Annotated in this window: 11 protein-coding genes; 6 read left to right on the plus strand and 5 right to left on the minus strand. The window is 43.6% G+C overall.

The window, feature by feature from the left end; genetic code table 11:
* Window positions 1–726, minus strand: a complete 726-nt coding sequence (locus ACIG3F_RS10620; RefSeq protein ID WP_191111963.1) for an ABC transporter ATP-binding protein — start codon at window positions 724–726, stop codon at window positions 1–3.
* A gap of 11 nt (window positions 727–737) precedes the next feature.
* On the opposite strand from ACIG3F_RS10620, the gene ACIG3F_RS10625 reads away from it, so the two are divergent.
* A complete protein-coding gene (locus ACIG3F_RS10625; RefSeq protein ID WP_253098953.1) occupies window positions 738–1,367 on the plus strand; it encodes an arylesterase in 630 nt (209 codons plus the stop codon).
* Window positions 1,368–1,410: 43 nt separating this feature from the next.
* On the opposite strand, the gene ACIG3F_RS10630 is transcribed toward ACIG3F_RS10625, so the two are convergent.
* Complete coding sequence (locus tag ACIG3F_RS10630) at window positions 1,411–2,025, minus strand: carbonic anhydrase (RefSeq protein WP_004646264.1); 615 nt, start codon at window positions 2,023–2,025, stop codon at window positions 1,411–1,413.
* 315 nt (window positions 2,026–2,340) lie between these two features.
* Here ACIG3F_RS10630 and ACIG3F_RS10635 point away from each other — a divergent pair, with 315 nt between their 5' ends.
* Both ACIG3F_RS10635 and ACIG3F_RS10640 read left to right on the plus strand, forming a co-directional pair.
* Window positions 2,341–3,378: an alpha/beta fold hydrolase gene (locus tag ACIG3F_RS10635; RefSeq protein ID WP_005246980.1), complete on the plus strand. Its 1,038-nt coding sequence runs from the start codon at window positions 2,341–2,343 to the stop codon at window positions 3,376–3,378.
* Between the two features lie 14 nt (window positions 3,379–3,392).
* On the plus strand, window positions 3,393–4,394 hold the full coding sequence (locus ACIG3F_RS10640; protein WP_191111967.1) for a hypothetical protein: 1,002 nt from the start codon (window positions 3,393–3,395) through the stop codon (window positions 4,392–4,394).
* Window positions 4,395–4,436: 42 nt separating this feature from the next.
* Here ACIG3F_RS10640 and ACIG3F_RS10645 read toward each other — a convergent pair whose 3' ends face one another.
* Together ACIG3F_RS10645 and nfuA are read right to left on the minus strand one after the other, a co-directional pair.
* On the minus strand, window positions 4,437–6,536 hold the full coding sequence (locus ACIG3F_RS10645) for a TonB-dependent receptor domain-containing protein (protein ID WP_396470018.1): 2,100 nt from the start codon (window positions 6,534–6,536) through the stop codon (window positions 4,437–4,439).
* Window positions 6,537–6,729: 193 nt separating this feature from the next.
* Complete coding sequence (gene nfuA, locus ACIG3F_RS10650; RefSeq protein ID WP_004279400.1) at window positions 6,730–7,368, minus strand: Fe-S biogenesis protein NfuA; 639 nt, start codon at window positions 7,366–7,368, stop codon at window positions 6,730–6,732.
* A 158-nt stretch (window positions 7,369–7,526) separates the two neighbouring features.
* Here nfuA and ACIG3F_RS10655 point away from each other — a divergent pair, with 158 nt between their 5' ends.
* Complete coding sequence (locus tag ACIG3F_RS10655) at window positions 7,527–8,144, plus strand: rhomboid family intramembrane serine protease (protein WP_004646259.1); 618 nt, start codon at window positions 7,527–7,529, stop codon at window positions 8,142–8,144.
* Between the two features lie 219 nt (window positions 8,145–8,363).
* A complete protein-coding gene (locus tag ACIG3F_RS10660) occupies window positions 8,364–9,905 on the plus strand; it encodes a hypothetical protein (RefSeq protein ID WP_396470019.1) in 1,542 nt (513 codons plus the stop codon).
* 271 nt (window positions 9,906–10,176) lie between these two features.
* On the opposite strand, the gene ACIG3F_RS10665 is transcribed toward ACIG3F_RS10660, so the two are convergent.
* Window positions 10,177–11,796, minus strand: a complete 1,620-nt coding sequence (locus ACIG3F_RS10665) for an inorganic phosphate transporter (protein WP_396470020.1) — start codon at window positions 11,794–11,796, stop codon at window positions 10,177–10,179.
* A 536-nt stretch (window positions 11,797–12,332) separates the two neighbouring features.
* Between ACIG3F_RS10665 and metH the strand changes: the two genes are divergently transcribed.
* Window positions 12,333–16,019 carry a methionine synthase gene (metH, locus tag ACIG3F_RS10670; protein ID WP_396470021.1) on the plus strand — a complete coding sequence of 1,229 codons (3,687 nt, stop codon included), beginning with the start codon at window positions 12,333–12,335 and terminating at the stop codon, window positions 16,017–16,019.
* Window positions 16,020–16,466 lie beyond the last annotated feature (447 nt).

Raw genomic sequence — 16,466 nt, forward strand, 5'->3', positions numbered from 1 at the left:
TCATCCCCCACTCGGATGTTCAATCAGCTCGCCATTCAGCAATTCAAAATGCCGCTGGCACTGCTGCGCCAGTTTGCGGTCATGCGTGACCAGCACCAAAGTCGTCCCCAGTTCCCGATTCAGTTGAAAGAGTAGTTGTTCAATTTCTTTGGCAGTTTCGCCGTCGAGGTTACCCGTGGGTTCATCGGCAAAAATGATTTTTGGTTCACTAACCAGTGCACGAGCGATGGCTACACGTTGCTGCTCTCCCCCGGACAATACTTTTGGGGTTTGCTGCGTCTGTCGATCCAGACCAACTTTATGTAGTAATGCCAACGCCTTTTGCTCAGCTTCTGCATATTTAAAACCAGGTTGCAAACGTAATGGCAGCATTACATTTTCAAGTGCAGTCAGGTGCGGTAAGAGCTGAAAAGACTGAAAGACAAACCCGATATTTCTTAAACGTACCAGTGCACGTTGTTCTTCATTCAAGTTAGACACTGATTCGCCACAGACCATAAGCTGACCTGAACTTGCCTGATCCAGTGTCGCCAGAATACCCAGTAATGTGGATTTTCCGGAACCGGAACGACCGGTAATTGCCACTTGTTCTCCGGCCTGAATATCCAGATCAAGATCCTCAAAAATGGTGAGCTGTTTTTGTGAAAGTTGTATCTTTTGTGTCAATTTCTGGGCAGAAATAATAGCCTGTGGCATGATGGTCGAATCGTTGCTGCTTTGAATCATACGTGTCCTATATGAAAGATCTTAATCAGAAAACTCGGCTATTGCCTTACTTTTTTTTGCTCAGTCTGTGCCTGTTACCTCTTGGGGTTTCAGCAAAGACGATTATGATTTTAGGTGATAGTTTAAGTGCAGGTTATGGTATCCAGCCCCAGCAGGGTTGGGTACATTTATTACAAAAGCGTTTAGAGCAACAGTATCCGAAACAGCATAAAGTGGTCAATGCAAGTGTCAGTGGCGAAACCACCAGCGGAGCGCTGGCCAGACTACCAAAATTGCTACAAACACATCGTCCAGACCTTGTGGTGATTGAGTTAGGTGGCAATGATGGCTTGCGTGGACAACCACCGAAAATGATTCAAAAAAATTTAGCCAGCCTGATTCAGCAGAGCCAGAAAGCCAAAGCCAAGGTTATTGTATTTGGTATGAAAATGCCGCCTAACTACGGTCAGGCCTATAGCAAAGCTTTTGAAAATAATTATAAAGTGGTCAGTCAGCAATATAAGGTGAAGTTATTGCCCTTCTTTATGCAAGGTGTAGCCGGCAACAAAACCCTAATGCAAAAGGATCTGATTCATCCAAATGCTAAAGCACAGACGATCCTGTTAAATAATGCTTATCCATATATTAAAGGCGCTTTATAAAGCGCCTTTAACTTATTTTAGAATGTATTTAGATGAATCGTGATTAGAAATCGAAGAATGTCACTTCACCAGTTTCCAGTGAATATTCAGCACCGACGACTTTTAATTTTCCTTGTCCAATCAGGTTTTCCAGAACGGCTGAACCATGACGCAACTGATTCACCGAAGCAAATACATTGGAACGTACCGCATGCTTGGATAATTTTGCCAAGTCGTTTTTCAGTTCAGTTTGCATTAAGGTTTCAACTGAAGGACGTACGCGGTTCACAATCGACATCAGGTTTGCCGATGGCGGGCAATCCGGACACATCAAGGTATCAATAGTGGCTTTAATCGCACCACAGTGACTGTGACCTAACACCACCACAATCGCGCAATCATAACGTGCCGCGGCAAACTCAACACTGCCGACCTGTGAAGGTGCAACAATATTACCTGCAACACGAATCACAAAAAGATCGCCGAGACCCTGATCAAAAACCATTTCGGCTGGAACGCGCGAATCTGAACATCCCAAAACAATCGCAAACGGATTCTGATCCTCTGCCATTTCTGCGCGCTGTTGGTGGCTAAGTTGTTTTGGATGCGTGGTATCGCCACTGACAAAACGTTGGTTACCCTGTCTAAGACGTTCTAAAGCTTCTTGAGCTGTGAGCATTCTTTTCTATCACCGATGTTTTTAGTGGGAATATCTTACTGCCAGTTTTTTTGAATGTCACTTGCAAAAAATCTTAGCTGATTAAATTTTTAGCATTTATCTAATTTCATTTCTGCAGGGAATTTATGCGCAATACATCACATTTTCCAGTCATTTAATGTAATTCAACAAAAAACTAATGGATGACAAGCGCAAGGATTGATTTAAAATAGGGTGAAGAATAATGTTTTTATTTGAATGAAAATTGCAAATTTATAACATGGAAATATTTTAATTGAGCAATTTGCTCACTGGGTTTGTTTTGGGGAATCGCCAATGAAGAAAATAATAAAATTGCGCTCGAAAATGATTTGTTCAGCCGTGGTTGCCTTAAGCATGGCATTACCGGGCCTGACACATGCTCAAATACTGTTTAGCCAGAAAAATGAAACATCTGCCAAAGTCTTGCAGCAGCATCTGTTGCAGGAACGCAGCCTTGCCGGTCTCAAATCCAAGACCCTCAAAATTGGCGAGGTCACCTGGAGCTATAGCGAAGGCGGCGCTAAGAACAAACCATCCATTCTACTGATTCATGGTCTGGCCGGCACGCGCGACAACTGGAACCGGGTTGCCCAGTTTCTGACGCCCTATTATCATGTCATTATTCCAGATTTGCCGAGCAACGGCGACACCAAAGTTCCGGACAATTTTGATGTTTCTGTACCCAATGTGACTTCCCAGCTACGTCTATTTATTGAAACCTTAAATGTGGACGAGAATTTACATATTGCCGGACATTCCTTAGGCGGCTCGATTGCCACGGTTTATGCCTCGCAATACCCTTTCGATACACAAAGCCTGTTTTTAATTAATAGTGCTGGCCTGTATAAAATGGGCAATACGCCCTATACCAAAGATCCTCAAGCCTTGAAAGACCTGATCGTCAGCAAGCCCGGTGATCTGCAAGATGTTTCCAAACAGCTGATGCAGAACCCGCCGGTGATTCCTTATCAGTTACGACATGCACAGGAAAAACTGCTGATTTCACGCGCTGAACAAACCAGCAAATCGATTGATCAGGTGGTGATGCTGAACCGGATTTATACACCGGAAACCTTTGCCCGCCTGACCCGCACGGTAGAAGCACCCACCTTGATTTTATGGGGCAGACAGGATCGAATCATTAATGTCGAAGTAGTCAAAGAACTACATGCCCTGCTGAAACGTGCCGAGAAGCCAGTGATTTTAAATAATGTCGGGCATATGCCGATTCTTGAAGCAGAAAAACAGGTCGCACAACATTATTTGCCTTTTCTGGCCAAGACGCAGACCCTAAAAAACCCGCTTGCTGATAAACTCATTCCTTTAAATTAAGTTTCAGAGATGCTATGCAGAAACACCCGATGATTGAGCAGTTGATCGATGCTCAACTTGATTTTCTCGATCAGGCATTTTCTCAATCTGAAACGATTCAAAGCGAGTTTCATGCATTTTATTTGTGGCTGCGTAAACAGACGCTAAAAGAGCTGTGGAGCTGTGAACTGATCAATCAGCTTTTACAAAAACAGATTCTGGGTACTGTAGCCAGCAGCTTTCTGATTGAACAGATTGCCGAGCATATCCGTTTTGCATTGGTGCATCCGGCCAATGATACCACCACGATTGCCGATCTGATTCCAGTCCTGACCGTCGATAAAATCGCCCAGTATGTGGCCAGCAAAAGTGGCCATCGTCAGCGTCTGATTAAAACCGTCGTGAATAATCCGGCATTTTCAGCCATGATTACCCAATTGATCCAGCATTCCATTCAGGATTATATGGATAACTCCATGATTGCCAAAAGCGTGCCCGGGGTTTCCCGCTTTATGAAAATGGGCAAATCCGTTCTGGAAAATGTCACCGATACCAACCTCGATAGCACCATTGCACGTTATCTGCAAAAGAACATTCTGAAGCTCAGCCAGATGAGTGAGCATGTACTGAACCAGCATTTTGACGACGAGAAACTCTATCATTTTCAGGCCAATCTCTGGCATAAAATCAAGGACATGCCAGTATCGGTCTTGAAGAATTATATTGAGCTGCAGGACCTGAATCAGACGGTCGGCTTAGGTCATGACATCTGGGATCACATACGCCAGACGGACTATCTGCAGCAGCAAGTGCATGACGGAATTCATACCTGGTATGTCCGCAATCAGGAACATACTTTTGATCAGTTATTACGTGATCTGAATATTGATGAAGCGCTAATTCAGAATGAATTGCAGCAACTGCTCAGTCCGGTAATCCAGCAGATGGTTTCTCAAGGCCATTTACGTGAGCGTGCACGCAAATATCTGGAACAATTTTATTATCATGAAGATACTTTGAAAATTCTTAAGATTTAAATAAAAAAGCCGCTATAAAGCGGCTTTTTTTGTCTGCTTAGATTAGAAATTATAGGTTAATCCGGCAAATACTTGCTGACGATCCAGATAATAATCATTTGAAGCATTTGACAGTTTTTTATCAAATAAATTATTTAACCCGGCCCGAACAGTGACTTGGTCATTCACCTCATAATTTGCAGACAGATTAAATACGGTATGTGGCTTTTGCATCACCACTGTATCTTCAGCACTTGCCGTATATTGCTCACCAGTATATTGCGCTGCAAGTTCCAAGGACAATGGATCAGTGGGTGTCCAGTTGAGTGCACTATAAACTGACAACTCTGGAATCGTTGAGAGATTTTTGCCTGTTACTAAATTTTTTGACTCAAAATAATAAGTTGCATTAGTTTCCCAGCTCAAACTATCTAAAAGTGGTAAGACCACACTTGCTTCCAAGCCTCGTACACGCGCTTTTTCAGCATTTTGATATTGTGTCCACCACACACCATTAATTTCTCCTAAAGCACGATATTCGATTTTATTTTTAAAATCTGTGTGGAAATAGGTTAAACCGAGATCAAAGTCATTTTGAGCAAAATTAAATCCAATTTCATAATTAGTACTTTCTTCAGGCTGCAAGTCTGCATTACCAGCCATATAACATCCGCCCGATACATAGCCCAAAGGCTTAAGTGATGTACATCCATTCCCCCCTGAACGAGTCGCGGCACCTGCAGTATTCTCTTTTAATGAAGGTGCTCTAAAGCCCTGAGCAACACCGCCTTTGACGGTCAATACTTCATTTGGCTGCAGCACCAGATAAGCACGGGGACTATTATGTGTGCCAAATTTATCGTGATGATCGAAACGGTTCCCCAGTGTTAAATGCACTTGATCATTAAAAATAATTTTATCTTCAATAAACAGCGCCCAAGTATCTCCTTCTAGCTCTGAACCATATTCATTTCCGTCATAACTTGGAATAGAAAGCCCAATATTACGTGTATTGATCAACTCTTCTGATTTCCATTGGCCTCCCACTGTAGCGATATGCTCAACACCTAACTGAAACGGAATATTGAGATTACCCTCTACAATGCTTTCCTTGGATTTTTGTGTGGTCGGCCCCGTCTCTGTTATCTGACTTTGATCATAATCATTATAGTAAGCAGTAATTTTTGAATCACCAAAAGCCCACTTGGCATCATGTGACAAAGAAATTGAACGATGTTCTAACTCTGACGGACCCCAGGATAATACGGCCTGTTCTTGGCCATCCACCACCTGTGATGTGGTAGACGGGTTGTCTTGCTGCAACCCATAGCCCAGTTCTAAAGACAGGCTATGAATATCATTCGGCGTATAATCAAATTTTAAATTCGCATTTTGATCACGGCTACCCGATTGTCCTGTTGCCTTACTTCCCGCCATTCCAGGAATATTACGATCAGAAATTTGATAGCCTTGATCCGCTTCCTGTTCAGTGATCCCGACTGTGGCACGCATGCCGAGCGTATCGGTTAAAGGGCCATATCCGACGAGTCCTGATTGGATCGTTCGGCCCAAATCAGAAGATGTAGTCGGCACGATATGGTTTAAGGTAAAAGACCCTCCCCATTCTGAAGGGATTTTTTTGGTAATGATATTGATCACTCCACCCATCGCATCAGAACCATATAAAGAAGACATTGGCCCACGTACGACCTCAATGCGTTCAATCATTTCTGGTCTAACCCAGTTTAGATCTTGATGACCCAAGTTTGCACGATAGTTGGTATCTCTGGATGAACCTACACGTTTTCCATCAATTAAGATAAGTGTGTAATTTTCAGGCATGCCACGTAATTGAATTTTTGAGCCAGTACCATTTGAACTCAGCCCCCCTGTTACACCAGGTACACGTTTTAAAATATCTGCCAGGCTTGAAACAGGTTGTTTTTGAATTTCTTCGGCAGTAATGACACTAATTGAAGCTGGCGCAGATTTAACATCCACTGCCTGCCCACTCGCAGTCACCACAATCGTTTGTAACTTGGTCGTCTCAGACTGCACTACGCCTTTTTTTTCTTCAGTAACTTGGTCTTGCGCTTGCACTGAAACAGTCATTGCTGTGAATACAGCAAATGCTAAAGTCTTTTTTAAGAATGGCTTATTCATACCTTGTGCGCCCCAATATTTATGAAGAGATCATGTTTATTCGGTTGCGAAGTGTAACAGCTTTCCACTTAAATACAATTGCTATTGATAATTATTATCATTAATATTCACTATATTTTAAGCCAGATATAAAAAAACCTCGAACTGTCGAGGTTTTTTAAAATGCGATAAATAAACTGTTATATGGAACAGCTTATTTCATATACGCACCTTCAGACTGACTATGATCCGTTTCATCAACGACATGCATTAACTCTGGTACATGTTGTTTTAATGTGGTTTCAACACCTTGTTTCAAAGTGATATCAATCGCTGAACAGCCTTGGCAACCACCACCAAATTTAAGTACAGCAGTTAAACCTTTTTCAGGGTCTTCTTTGACTTCAACCAGTGCACAGTTACCGCCATGGCCTGCCAGACCCGGGTTAATTTCAGACTGCAAGACATAGGTAATACGCTCTTCTACCGATGCATCTGGACCTACACGTGGTACTTTGGAATTCGGTGCACGGAATGTCAACTGACCACCAAAACGGTCTTTGTTGTAGTCAATCACGGCATCGAGTAAATACGGAATAGATGGCGAGTCGATAAAAGCAGGGAAATCAGGATATTCCTGCTTATAATCTGTCGGTACAACTTCATCAGGTGCACTATAGGCCATGCAACATTCAGCGCGAGGAGTACCCGGATGCTCTACAAAAACACGCACACCAATACCCGGGGTGTTCTGTTTATCCAGTAGATCCTTTAAATACTCTTGTGCTGTTGGTGTAATCAATAAGTTGGGAATTTCACCAACAACTGGAGTGCTGCTGTTCTCAGTCGACATAACAATAATTTCCTCAAGCTCAAGCGGCCATTTTAACTGAAGATGCGGGGTAATTTTTAAAAATCAACTAAAATTGTCGGATTTATTATAAAAGTACAACTTTAGCTTAATTTTAATGGCATGATAATTGGCAAATAGGCACCCTTAGAATCATTTATATGCTTGATTTACCTTTTAATCATACCGTGACCATTATTCTGATCACCTGTATTGTGTCATTTATTGCTTTCTCCAAAGAGACGGTGATGAATCGCCTGATTTTCTGGCCACCGGCACTGCAACGTGGACAATATGACCGCTTTATTACGCATGGCTTTATCCATGCGGATGGAGCTCATCTCTTGTTTAACATGATTACCCTGTTCTTCTTCGGCAGCGTGATTGAAAGCTTTTATCGTCAATATCTGTATGACCTGGGTTTTATCCTGTTTTACCTCGGTGGTCTGATCGCAGCGATTCTGCCAAGTTACCTGAAGCATAAAAATGATGCGCGCTGGGCCAGTCTCGGCGCTTCCGGTGCAGTCTCGGCTGTACTTTTTGCCTATATTCTGTTTGAACCTTGGAAGTTGATCTTTGTGTTCTTCATTCCGGTTCCTGCCATTATTTTTGCTGTGCTGTATGTAGCTTATAGCATCTGGTCAGGCAAAAAAGGCAATAGCAACATTAATCACAGCGCGCATTTATGGGGAGCGGCTTACGGGGTGGTCATGACGATTATTCTGGAGCCACGCCTGATTCCGCATTTCCTGAATAAACTGATGCAGGTTCCGTTTTAATCAGGATGATTTAATGCTAAGGGAATGAACTATATATAAATTAAGCCTCATATTTCTGCTGAAAAATGGATAAGAGAGCTACTGCTCTCTTATTTGTTTGAAACATCTCGTAATATATTAGAAAGTGATGATGTCACTTAATGCCAATCTTGGAGTGAATTTTGCAGCGATAATGTATACATCTGTATATTAATTACTGTCAATTACGAGATATTTTGCATGTCCATTACACCAGACGGTCTTCAATTTCCTCTTCAGTCTCCGCAACAAAAACCGAGTAGCTCCAAAGCAGGACGCGCGATCATCGCAGCCGCCTTAGCGAATGTCGATTCACGCAGTTCTCAACAGGCACAATCAGAAAAAAACTGGCGCAAACAGTATACCGTGCATTTTAAGCAACTGGTCGAACAGGGATTGGGTTCTCCTGAAGCCAGCTTGAAAATTGCCGAAGATGGATTGGCAAAGGCTCATCAGACTTTTGAATTTTACCGTGATGGTCAAAAGTATGTATTGCAAGATGCTTTAACTCTGCCCGCAGGTCAGTTGCATACCGTCAAGCTGACAGGTAATAGCAAATCGACACCAGAATGGTATGTGCCCTACCACGGTCAAAAACTGCAAGGTAACGCCTTATTGGAGCAGATTGAGCGCTGGGAAAGCCAAGGCATTGTAGAAACCAGTCATGCCAATGCCTTGCGTGAATGTGTGGTGCATCCTGAATGGTTTGATCTTTCCGACCGGACCACGGTGCTGTTTGGTGCAGCATCTGAAGCAGGCCCTTTGACCTGGCTGGCGAAATGGAAAGCCAATATTGTAGCGATTGATCTGCCGAATACCCGGGTATGGGACAAGATTGTCGATACCATTCGCCAAGGCAATGCCACGCTTTATGCACCTTGTACTGAAGACCTGTCTGCTGATACTTCACTTGATATTTTAAAAGAAAAACTGGGCGCGAATTTGCTGACCCAGATTCCTGAAATTGCTAAATGGTTATTACAGTTCGAACAGGATCTGGATCTGGCTGCAATTGCTTATCTTGATGGTGAAAAGCATGTCCGTGTTTCCATGGCGATGGATACCATCATGCAGCATGTCAGCCAGCAAAAAGCCAATACCAGCCTGATGTACATGTGTACACCGACCGATGTTTATGCCGTTCCAAGTGAGGTGATTGAAGCGTCAAAAGTAAAATATACTGAACGCTCCAAGACACAAGCAATCATCTCCAAAGGTGTTTCCACTTTAAGCCGCAAACACTTTTTCCAGAAAAATGCGCATGAACTGATTCAGTCTGGTGATCAGGCTTATGGTATCTGTGACTGCCTGGTGGTTGAACAAGGCCCGAACTATGCGCTGGCAAAACGTATCCAGCAATGGCGTGCCACCTTGGCTCGCGCTCAAGGGCAGCGGGTCAGTATCAATATTGCCCCTTCGACGACCACCTATTCTGTGACCAAGAATCCGCTGCTTAAAGCCGCGTTCAATGGCGCCAGCCTGTTTGATGTTGAAGCTTTCGCGCCTGAAACCACCAATGCGATTATGGCGGCACTATGGATTCATGATCTGCGTAATCCAGAATCAGTGGCCAATCCTGAAGTAAAACTTAACCATCCGCTTGAGTTAATGATGCATGGTGCGAATCATGGTGGTTTGTGGCGAGTGGCTTATCTGGCGCGTACCGCACTGCCTTTTGCTGCGCTGTATGGTTTTGCAACGGAGAAGTTGCCGAAGGGATTGTTGGGTAAGTTTAAGAAGTAATTGAAAGTTCCCTCTCCCGAGCAAGCTTTCAATCATTTAAATTATTATGAATGGACTTTAAGTATTCTCTACGTTCTTTTCTTCTTTACTTTTGAAAGATCAAAAGTAACAAAAATCTTTTGTTAGGCTGATGATATATCCCTATATCATAGCCTAACGGCGACATCCCTGTCGCCTTAATCGTAATTTAGATTCCTCTTTTACATCCTTAATTTTTCTTCCACCCATAAAAAAACGCTGCCTCAGCAGCGTTTTTTTACATCAATTATTCTTAGAAAACTTTCAGTAATATCCAATACAAACCGCCTGACAGGCAGATCGTTGCTGGCAAGGTAAATACCCAGGCAGACAGAATGGTTTTCACCATCTGGAAGTTCAAACCTGACTTGTTTGCCACCATGGTACCTGCTACTGCAGAGTTCAATACATGGGTGGTTGATACCGGCATACCGAAACCATCTGCTGCTGCAATAGTCGACATTGCAACAAGTTCGGCAGACATACCCTGACCATAAGTCATATGCTGTTTACCAATACGCTCACCGACAGTCACGACAATACGCTTCCAGCCAACCATCGTACCCAAACCAAGCGCCAAGGCTGTCGCTACTTTTACCCAAGTCGGGATGTATTGCAGGAATGAATCCAGATTATCGCGGTATTCATCTACTGTTTTTTCTTGTGCAGCACTCATTGTTGGTAAAGCTTCGGCTTTATCCAGACGTTTAAATGCTGTGGTGCTCAGGTACATGTCGTTGCGGAATTCAGACACTTGAGCTTCAGGAACATCCTTAATGCTGGTATAGCTACCGACTTTCTCACCCAGATGATCCGTCAAGCTTGCCAATGCAGGCACGACTTCAGGGGTAATTTCCTTGGTCTGAATGTACTTGGTGATCACATCACGAGCTTGTTCATCCGGAATATCCTGATGATTTGGATAGATCACATCCGCTGTTTGTGCAGATAACTGACCAAAAGATTGAATATGTTGTGCATCCAGATTCTTGTTCAGCGAGTACGCCAACGGTACACAGCCGATCAGAATCAGCATGATCAGGCCCATACCTTTTTGACCGTCATTTGAACCATGGGCAAAACTCACCCCAGTACAGGTAAAGATCAGCATGGCACGAATCAATGGTGGCGGTGGCTTGTTACCTTCAGGTGGCTGGAACAATTCCAGTTGACGCTTGAAGATTTTTTTCACCAGCAGGAACACAATTGCAGCAAATGCAAAACCGATTAAAGGCGAGAATAATAGCGCCTTACCGACTTTCATGACTTGCTCCATGTCTATACCTGAAGCGCCAGTACCGGCATTCAGAATATAGTTCATGATGCCCACACCCAGAATCGAACCGATCAGGGTATGTGAACTGGATGCCGGAATACCGAGAAACCAGGTTCCCAGATTCCAGAGAATTGCTGCGATCAGCATGGCAAAGACCATGGCAAAGCCTGCTCCGGAGCCGACATTCATGATCAGCTCGACCGGCAATAACGCAATAATGCCGTAAGCGACCGCACCACTGGCCACCATAACTCCAAGGAAGTTACAGAAGCCGGCCCACATCACTGCGACGGGAGCAGAAAGTGCGTTGGTATAAATGACCGTGGCAACTGCATTGGCGGTATCGTGGAAGCCATTGACGAACTCAAAGCTCAACGCAATAAAAAGTGCCGTCGCTAACAAAATAACTGAATACAAGCCTAAGGCCGGTACATGCGCTAAATCTGCAGACAACTGGAAGCCGATATAAATCAGCGTAGTGATAATAAGAGTCAGGAACACCGGCATAAAAAATTTCGGTGTTGGCACATGAACATTGGTCGACTTTTGGGAAGCCGACCCGTGTGCTGAATCTACGGGAGTTTGATTAGGATTCATGCAAGCAGGAATAGAGGATTCAAGAATCCCCATATTGTTCAGTTAAATTGTGACAATTATATGACAAACTGCTGTCATATGAAGCAATTATTTGGATTTTCTTGCTGCTATTCGTCCTGTGTAATTCCGACTAAAACACTAGATTTTGATTTTATAAATCATTTACTTAAGATAAGATTCCAGCTTCTTCAAGCTTAAAAACTCAACATATTTTGCTACCAAAACGATTTGCGCCCTGCCTGTCATCAAGCTGAGCAAAAGTTTCATTTGCACAGCATAAGCCATCAATATGACAATTTCATGAATGAAAGCATCAGCTTAATTTTTTGATTTTGTTTACTGTCTCAAAGACATCGAATCAGATTAGAGATTGCAATATTTTCTGATCCGGATGTTAAAACTTGTTGTTTTTCTAGATGACTTATCAAATTTTCATATCATGCTTATCCATCATTCTGAGCAATCTCAGCAGAAATCAGCCAACTAATCTGCTAAGATTAGCGTCGTTTTTTTTGATTTCTGCTGAGAAAGTTTGAATGTCTACACTTACCACTTTAAAAGAACTTCTTGCCAAAAGAATTTTAATTATCGATGGTGCGATGGGTACCATGATCCAGCGCCATAAACTGGAAGAAGCCGATTATCGTGGTGAGCGTTTTGCTGACTGGGCCTATGATCTCAAAGGTAATAATGATTTGCTGGTGCTGACTCAGCCACACATCATTCAAAGCATTCATGAAGCTTACTTGGAAGCTGGCGCCGACATTATTGAAACCAACACCTTTAACGGTACCCGCGTTTCAATGTCGGATTACCACATGGAAGATCTGGTTCCCGAGATTAACCGTGAAGCAGCGCGTCTGGCCAAAGAAGCCTGTGCCAAATATTCAACGCCTGAAAAACCACGCTTTGTGGCAGGTGTGATTGGTCCGACATCGCGTACCACTTCTATTTCTCCAAACGTAAATGATCCGGCGTTCCGTAACATCACTTTTGATGCGCTCAAAGTTGACTATATCGAATCAACCAAAGCATTGATCGAAGGTGGTGCAGACATCATCCTAATCGAAACTGTGTTCGATACCTTGAATGCCAAAGCTGCCATCTTTGCAGTGAAAGAAGTCTTTAAAGAATTGGGCTATGAACTGCCAATCATGATTTCAGGTACGATTACTGATGCATCAGGTCGTACATTGACTGGTCAAACCGCTGAAGCCTTCTGGAACTCGATGCGCCATGCAGAGCCATTATCTATCGGCTTTAACTGTGCGCTGGGTGCAGATGCGATGCGTCCACACGTGAAAACTGTGTCTGACGTTGCAGATACCTTTGTTTCAGCGCATCCTAACGCAGGCTTGCCAAATGCCTTCGGCGGATATGATGAAACGCCGGAAGAAACTGCAGCCTTTATTAAAGAATTTGCTGAAAGTGGCTTAATTAATATTACCGGTGGTTGCTGTGGTACTACGCCGGATCATATCCGCGCGATTGCAAATGCTGTTGCAGGCATTGCGCCACGTCCAATTCCTGAAATTGAACCGGCGTGTCGTTTAAGCGGTTTAGAGCCATTTAACATCACCAAAGATTCACTGTTCGTGAACGTTGGTGAACGTACCAACGTCACCGGTTCGAAAAAATTCCTGCGTCTGATTCGTGAAGAAAACTTCGCCGAAGCGCTTGATGTTGCCCGTCAACAGGTTGAAGCCGGTGCACAGATCATCGACATCAACATGGATGAAGGCATGCTCGATTCACAAGGTGCGATGGTGCACTTCCTGAATCTGATTGCTTCTGAGCCGGATATTTCACGTGTTCCAATCATGCTGGATTCTTCTAAATGGGAGATTATCGAAGCGGGCCTGAAATGTGTGCAAGGTAAAGCCGTGGTGAACTCGATTTCCCTGAAAGAAGGTCATGACGAGTTTGTCGAACGTGCCCGCCTCTGCCGTCAATATGGTGCTGCGGTCATCGTGATGGCATTTGATGAAGATGGTCAGGCCGATACAGCTGCGCGCAAAAAAGAAATCTGCAAACGTTCATATGATGTTCTTGTGAATGAAGTGGGCTTCCCGTCTGAAGATATTATCTTTGACCCGAACGTCTTTGCGATTGCGACCGGTATTGAAGAACACAACAACTATGGTGTGGACTTTATTGAAGCAACTGGCTGGATTAAACAGAACCTGCCAAATGCGATGATTTCTGGTGGTGTATCGAACGTATCGTTCTCGTTCCGTGGTAACGAACCGGTGCGTGAAGCGATTCACTCGGTGTTCCTGTACCATGCCATTCAGCAAGGCATGACCATGGGTATTGTGAATGCCGGTCAGATGGCAATTTACGATGATATCGATAAAGAGCTAAAAGAAGCCGTTGAAGATGTTGTTTTAAACCAGAACCAGGGTGAAAGTGGTCAGGAAGCAACCGAAAAACTGCTTGCTGTTGCTGAAAAATACCGTGGTCAAAGTGGTACGCAAAAAGCCGAAGAAAACCTTGAATGGCGTAATGAGTCTGTTGAAAAACGTCTTGAATATGCATTGGTAAAAGGCATCACGACCTATATCGACCAGGATACCGAAGAAGCGCGTTTAAACTCTACACGTCCACTGGATGTGATCGAGGGCCCATTGATGGCAGGTATGAACGTGGTTGGCGACCTGTTTGGTGCCGGTAAAATGTTCTTGCCACAAGTAGTCAAATCAGCACGCGTGATGAAACAGGCTGTAGCGTGGTTGAACCCGTTCATTGAGGCCGAGAAAACCCAAGCTGAAGCTAAAGGTAAAATCCTGCTGGCTACGGTGAAAGGTGACGTACACGACATAGGTAAGAACATCGTTGGTGTAGTATTAGGCTGTAATGGTTATGACATCGTGGATCTGGGCGTGATGGTGCCATGCGAGAAGATTCTGCAAACTGCGATTGATGAAAAAGTCGATATCATCGGTTTGTCTGGTTTGATCACGCCGTCTCTGGATGAAATGGTGTTTGTTGCCAAAGAAATGCAACGTAAAGGCTTTAACATTCCATTAATGATTGGTGGTGCGACGACTTCTAAAGCGCATACCGCAGTGAAAATCTCACCGCAATATCATAATGATGGCGTGCTTTATACTGCGGATGCTTCGCGTGCCGTAGGTGTAGCAACGCAGTTGCTCTCTCCTGAGATGAAACCAAAACTTTTGGCTGACTATGCAGCGGATTATGAAAAAATTCGTACCCGTCTTGCCAACAAGCAACCGAAAGCGGCGAAATTGTCTTATGCTGAGTCAGTTGAAAACGGCTTTAAGATCGACTTCGATAAGAATGCACCGGTTAAACCAAACTTCATCGGATCTGAAACTTTCACAAATTATCCGCTTGAAACTCTGGTGGAATATTTTGACTGGACGCCGTTCTTTATTTCATGGAGCCTGGCGGGTAAATTCCCGAAAATCCTTGAAGATGAAGTGGTGGGTGAAGCAGCGCGTGATTTGTATGAACAAGCGCAAGCAATGCTGAAAGACATCATCGAGAATAAACGTTTCGATGCGCGTGCGACGTTCAGCATTTATCCTGCAAACCGTGTAGCCGCAGATACAGTTGCGGTTGTGGATGAAACAGGCAATGTAACTCACAGCTTCGAACACTTACGTCAGCAGTCTGACAAAGTGACGGGTAAAGCGAACTACTCTCTGGCAGACTTTGTTGCACCGAAAGATGTCGCTCAGGATTACTTGGGCGGCTTTACCGTGTCGATCTTCGGTGCCGAAGAACTTTCGCAAGAATACAAAGCCAAAGGTGATGACTATAACGCGATTATGGTTCAAGCCTTGGGTGACCGTTTTGCAGAAGCATTTGCAGAGCACTTACATGAGCGTATTCGTAAAGAGTTCTGGGGCTACCAAGCAGACGAACAGCTTTCAAATGATGATTTGATCAAAGAGAAATATGTCGGCATTCGTCCTGCACCGGGCTACCCTGCTTGTCCGGAGCATTCTGAAAAAGCGCCATTGTTTGACTGGTTAGGTACAACCGACAAGATTGGTACGTACTTAACAACAAGTTTTGCGATGTGGCCACCTTCATCAGTCAGTGGTTTCTATTATGCAAACCCTGAAACTGAATATTTTAACGTGGGTAAAATCTCTGGCGACCAGTTGGAAGATTATGCGAAGCGTAAAGGCTGGACCTTGGATGAAGCGAAACGTTGGTTAGCGCCGAATTTGGATGATTCTGTGGTTTAAGAATTCTCTAGTTTCGATATAAAAAAACCCCTCGATTGAGGGGATTTTTTTGTTTTTAGATTTTTAATCTCCCTAAATCCCTCTTTAAGAAAGAGGGACTTTCGCGTATCAAATGGATTACGTGACAACTCCTCCCTTTTCTAAAGGAAGGTTGGGAGGGATTAATTGATTAATAATAAAAATTAGTGGATATTGTTCAAATTCTCAAAAAATACATATACTAAAAATGAAGAATAGATGTTCGCTTTGCCACGAGGCAAAAGAATTACAAGAGAGTCATTTCATCCCAAAATTTGTTGGGAAATGGCTAAAAAAGACTAGTGCTACCGGATATCTTCGGAACATAGATAATATTAGGGTCTGTTGACATTTACTGTTCAAAAAAATAGCGAGAAAGTAAAATTTAATCGCCAAACTAAATTTACTTCTCGCTATGCCTCGTACAAT

The sequence above is a fragment of the Acinetobacter sp. NPDC052428 genome (assembly GCF_044547685.1).
Lineage (GTDB): Bacteria > Pseudomonadota > Gammaproteobacteria > Pseudomonadales > Moraxellaceae > Acinetobacter > Acinetobacter lwoffii_G.

What these genes read in the sequence shown, in the direction of transcription:
- ACIG3F_RS10655 (WP_004646259.1), top strand. Translation starts at nt 7,527, where the DNA reads ATGCTTGATTTACCTTTTAATCATACCGTGACCATTATTCTGATCACC.
- ACIG3F_RS10640 (WP_191111967.1), top strand. Translation starts at nt 3,393, where the DNA reads ATGCAGAAACACCCGATGATTGAGCAGTTGATCGATGCTCAACTTGAT.
- ACIG3F_RS10660 (WP_396470019.1), top strand. Translation starts at nt 8,364, where the DNA reads ATGTCCATTACACCAGACGGTCTTCAATTTCCTCTTCAGTCTCCGCAA.
- ACIG3F_RS10635 (WP_005246980.1), top strand. Translation starts at nt 2,341, where the DNA reads ATGAAGAAAATAATAAAATTGCGCTCGAAAATGATTTGTTCAGCCGTG.
- ACIG3F_RS10665 (WP_396470020.1), bottom strand. Translation starts at nt 11,796, where the DNA reads ATGAATCCTAATCAAACTCCCGTAGATTCAGCACACGGGTCGGCTTCC.
- metH (WP_396470021.1), top strand. Translation starts at nt 12,333, where the DNA reads ATGTCTACACTTACCACTTTAAAAGAACTTCTTGCCAAAAGAATTTTA.
- ACIG3F_RS10630 (WP_004646264.1), bottom strand. Translation starts at nt 2,025, where the DNA reads ATGCTCACAGCTCAAGAAGCTTTAGAACGTCTTAGACAGGGTAACCAA.
- ACIG3F_RS10620 (WP_191111963.1), bottom strand. Translation starts at nt 726, where the DNA reads ATGATTCAAAGCAGCAACGATTCGACCATCATGCCACAGGCTATTATT.
- nfuA (WP_004279400.1), bottom strand. Translation starts at nt 7,368, where the DNA reads ATGTCGACTGAGAACAGCAGCACTCCAGTTGTTGGTGAAATTCCCAAC.
- ACIG3F_RS10645 (WP_396470018.1), bottom strand. Translation starts at nt 6,536, where the DNA reads ATGAATAAGCCATTCTTAAAAAAGACTTTAGCATTTGCTGTATTCACA.
- ACIG3F_RS10625 (WP_253098953.1), top strand. Translation starts at nt 738, where the DNA reads ATGAAAGATCTTAATCAGAAAACTCGGCTATTGCCTTACTTTTTTTTG.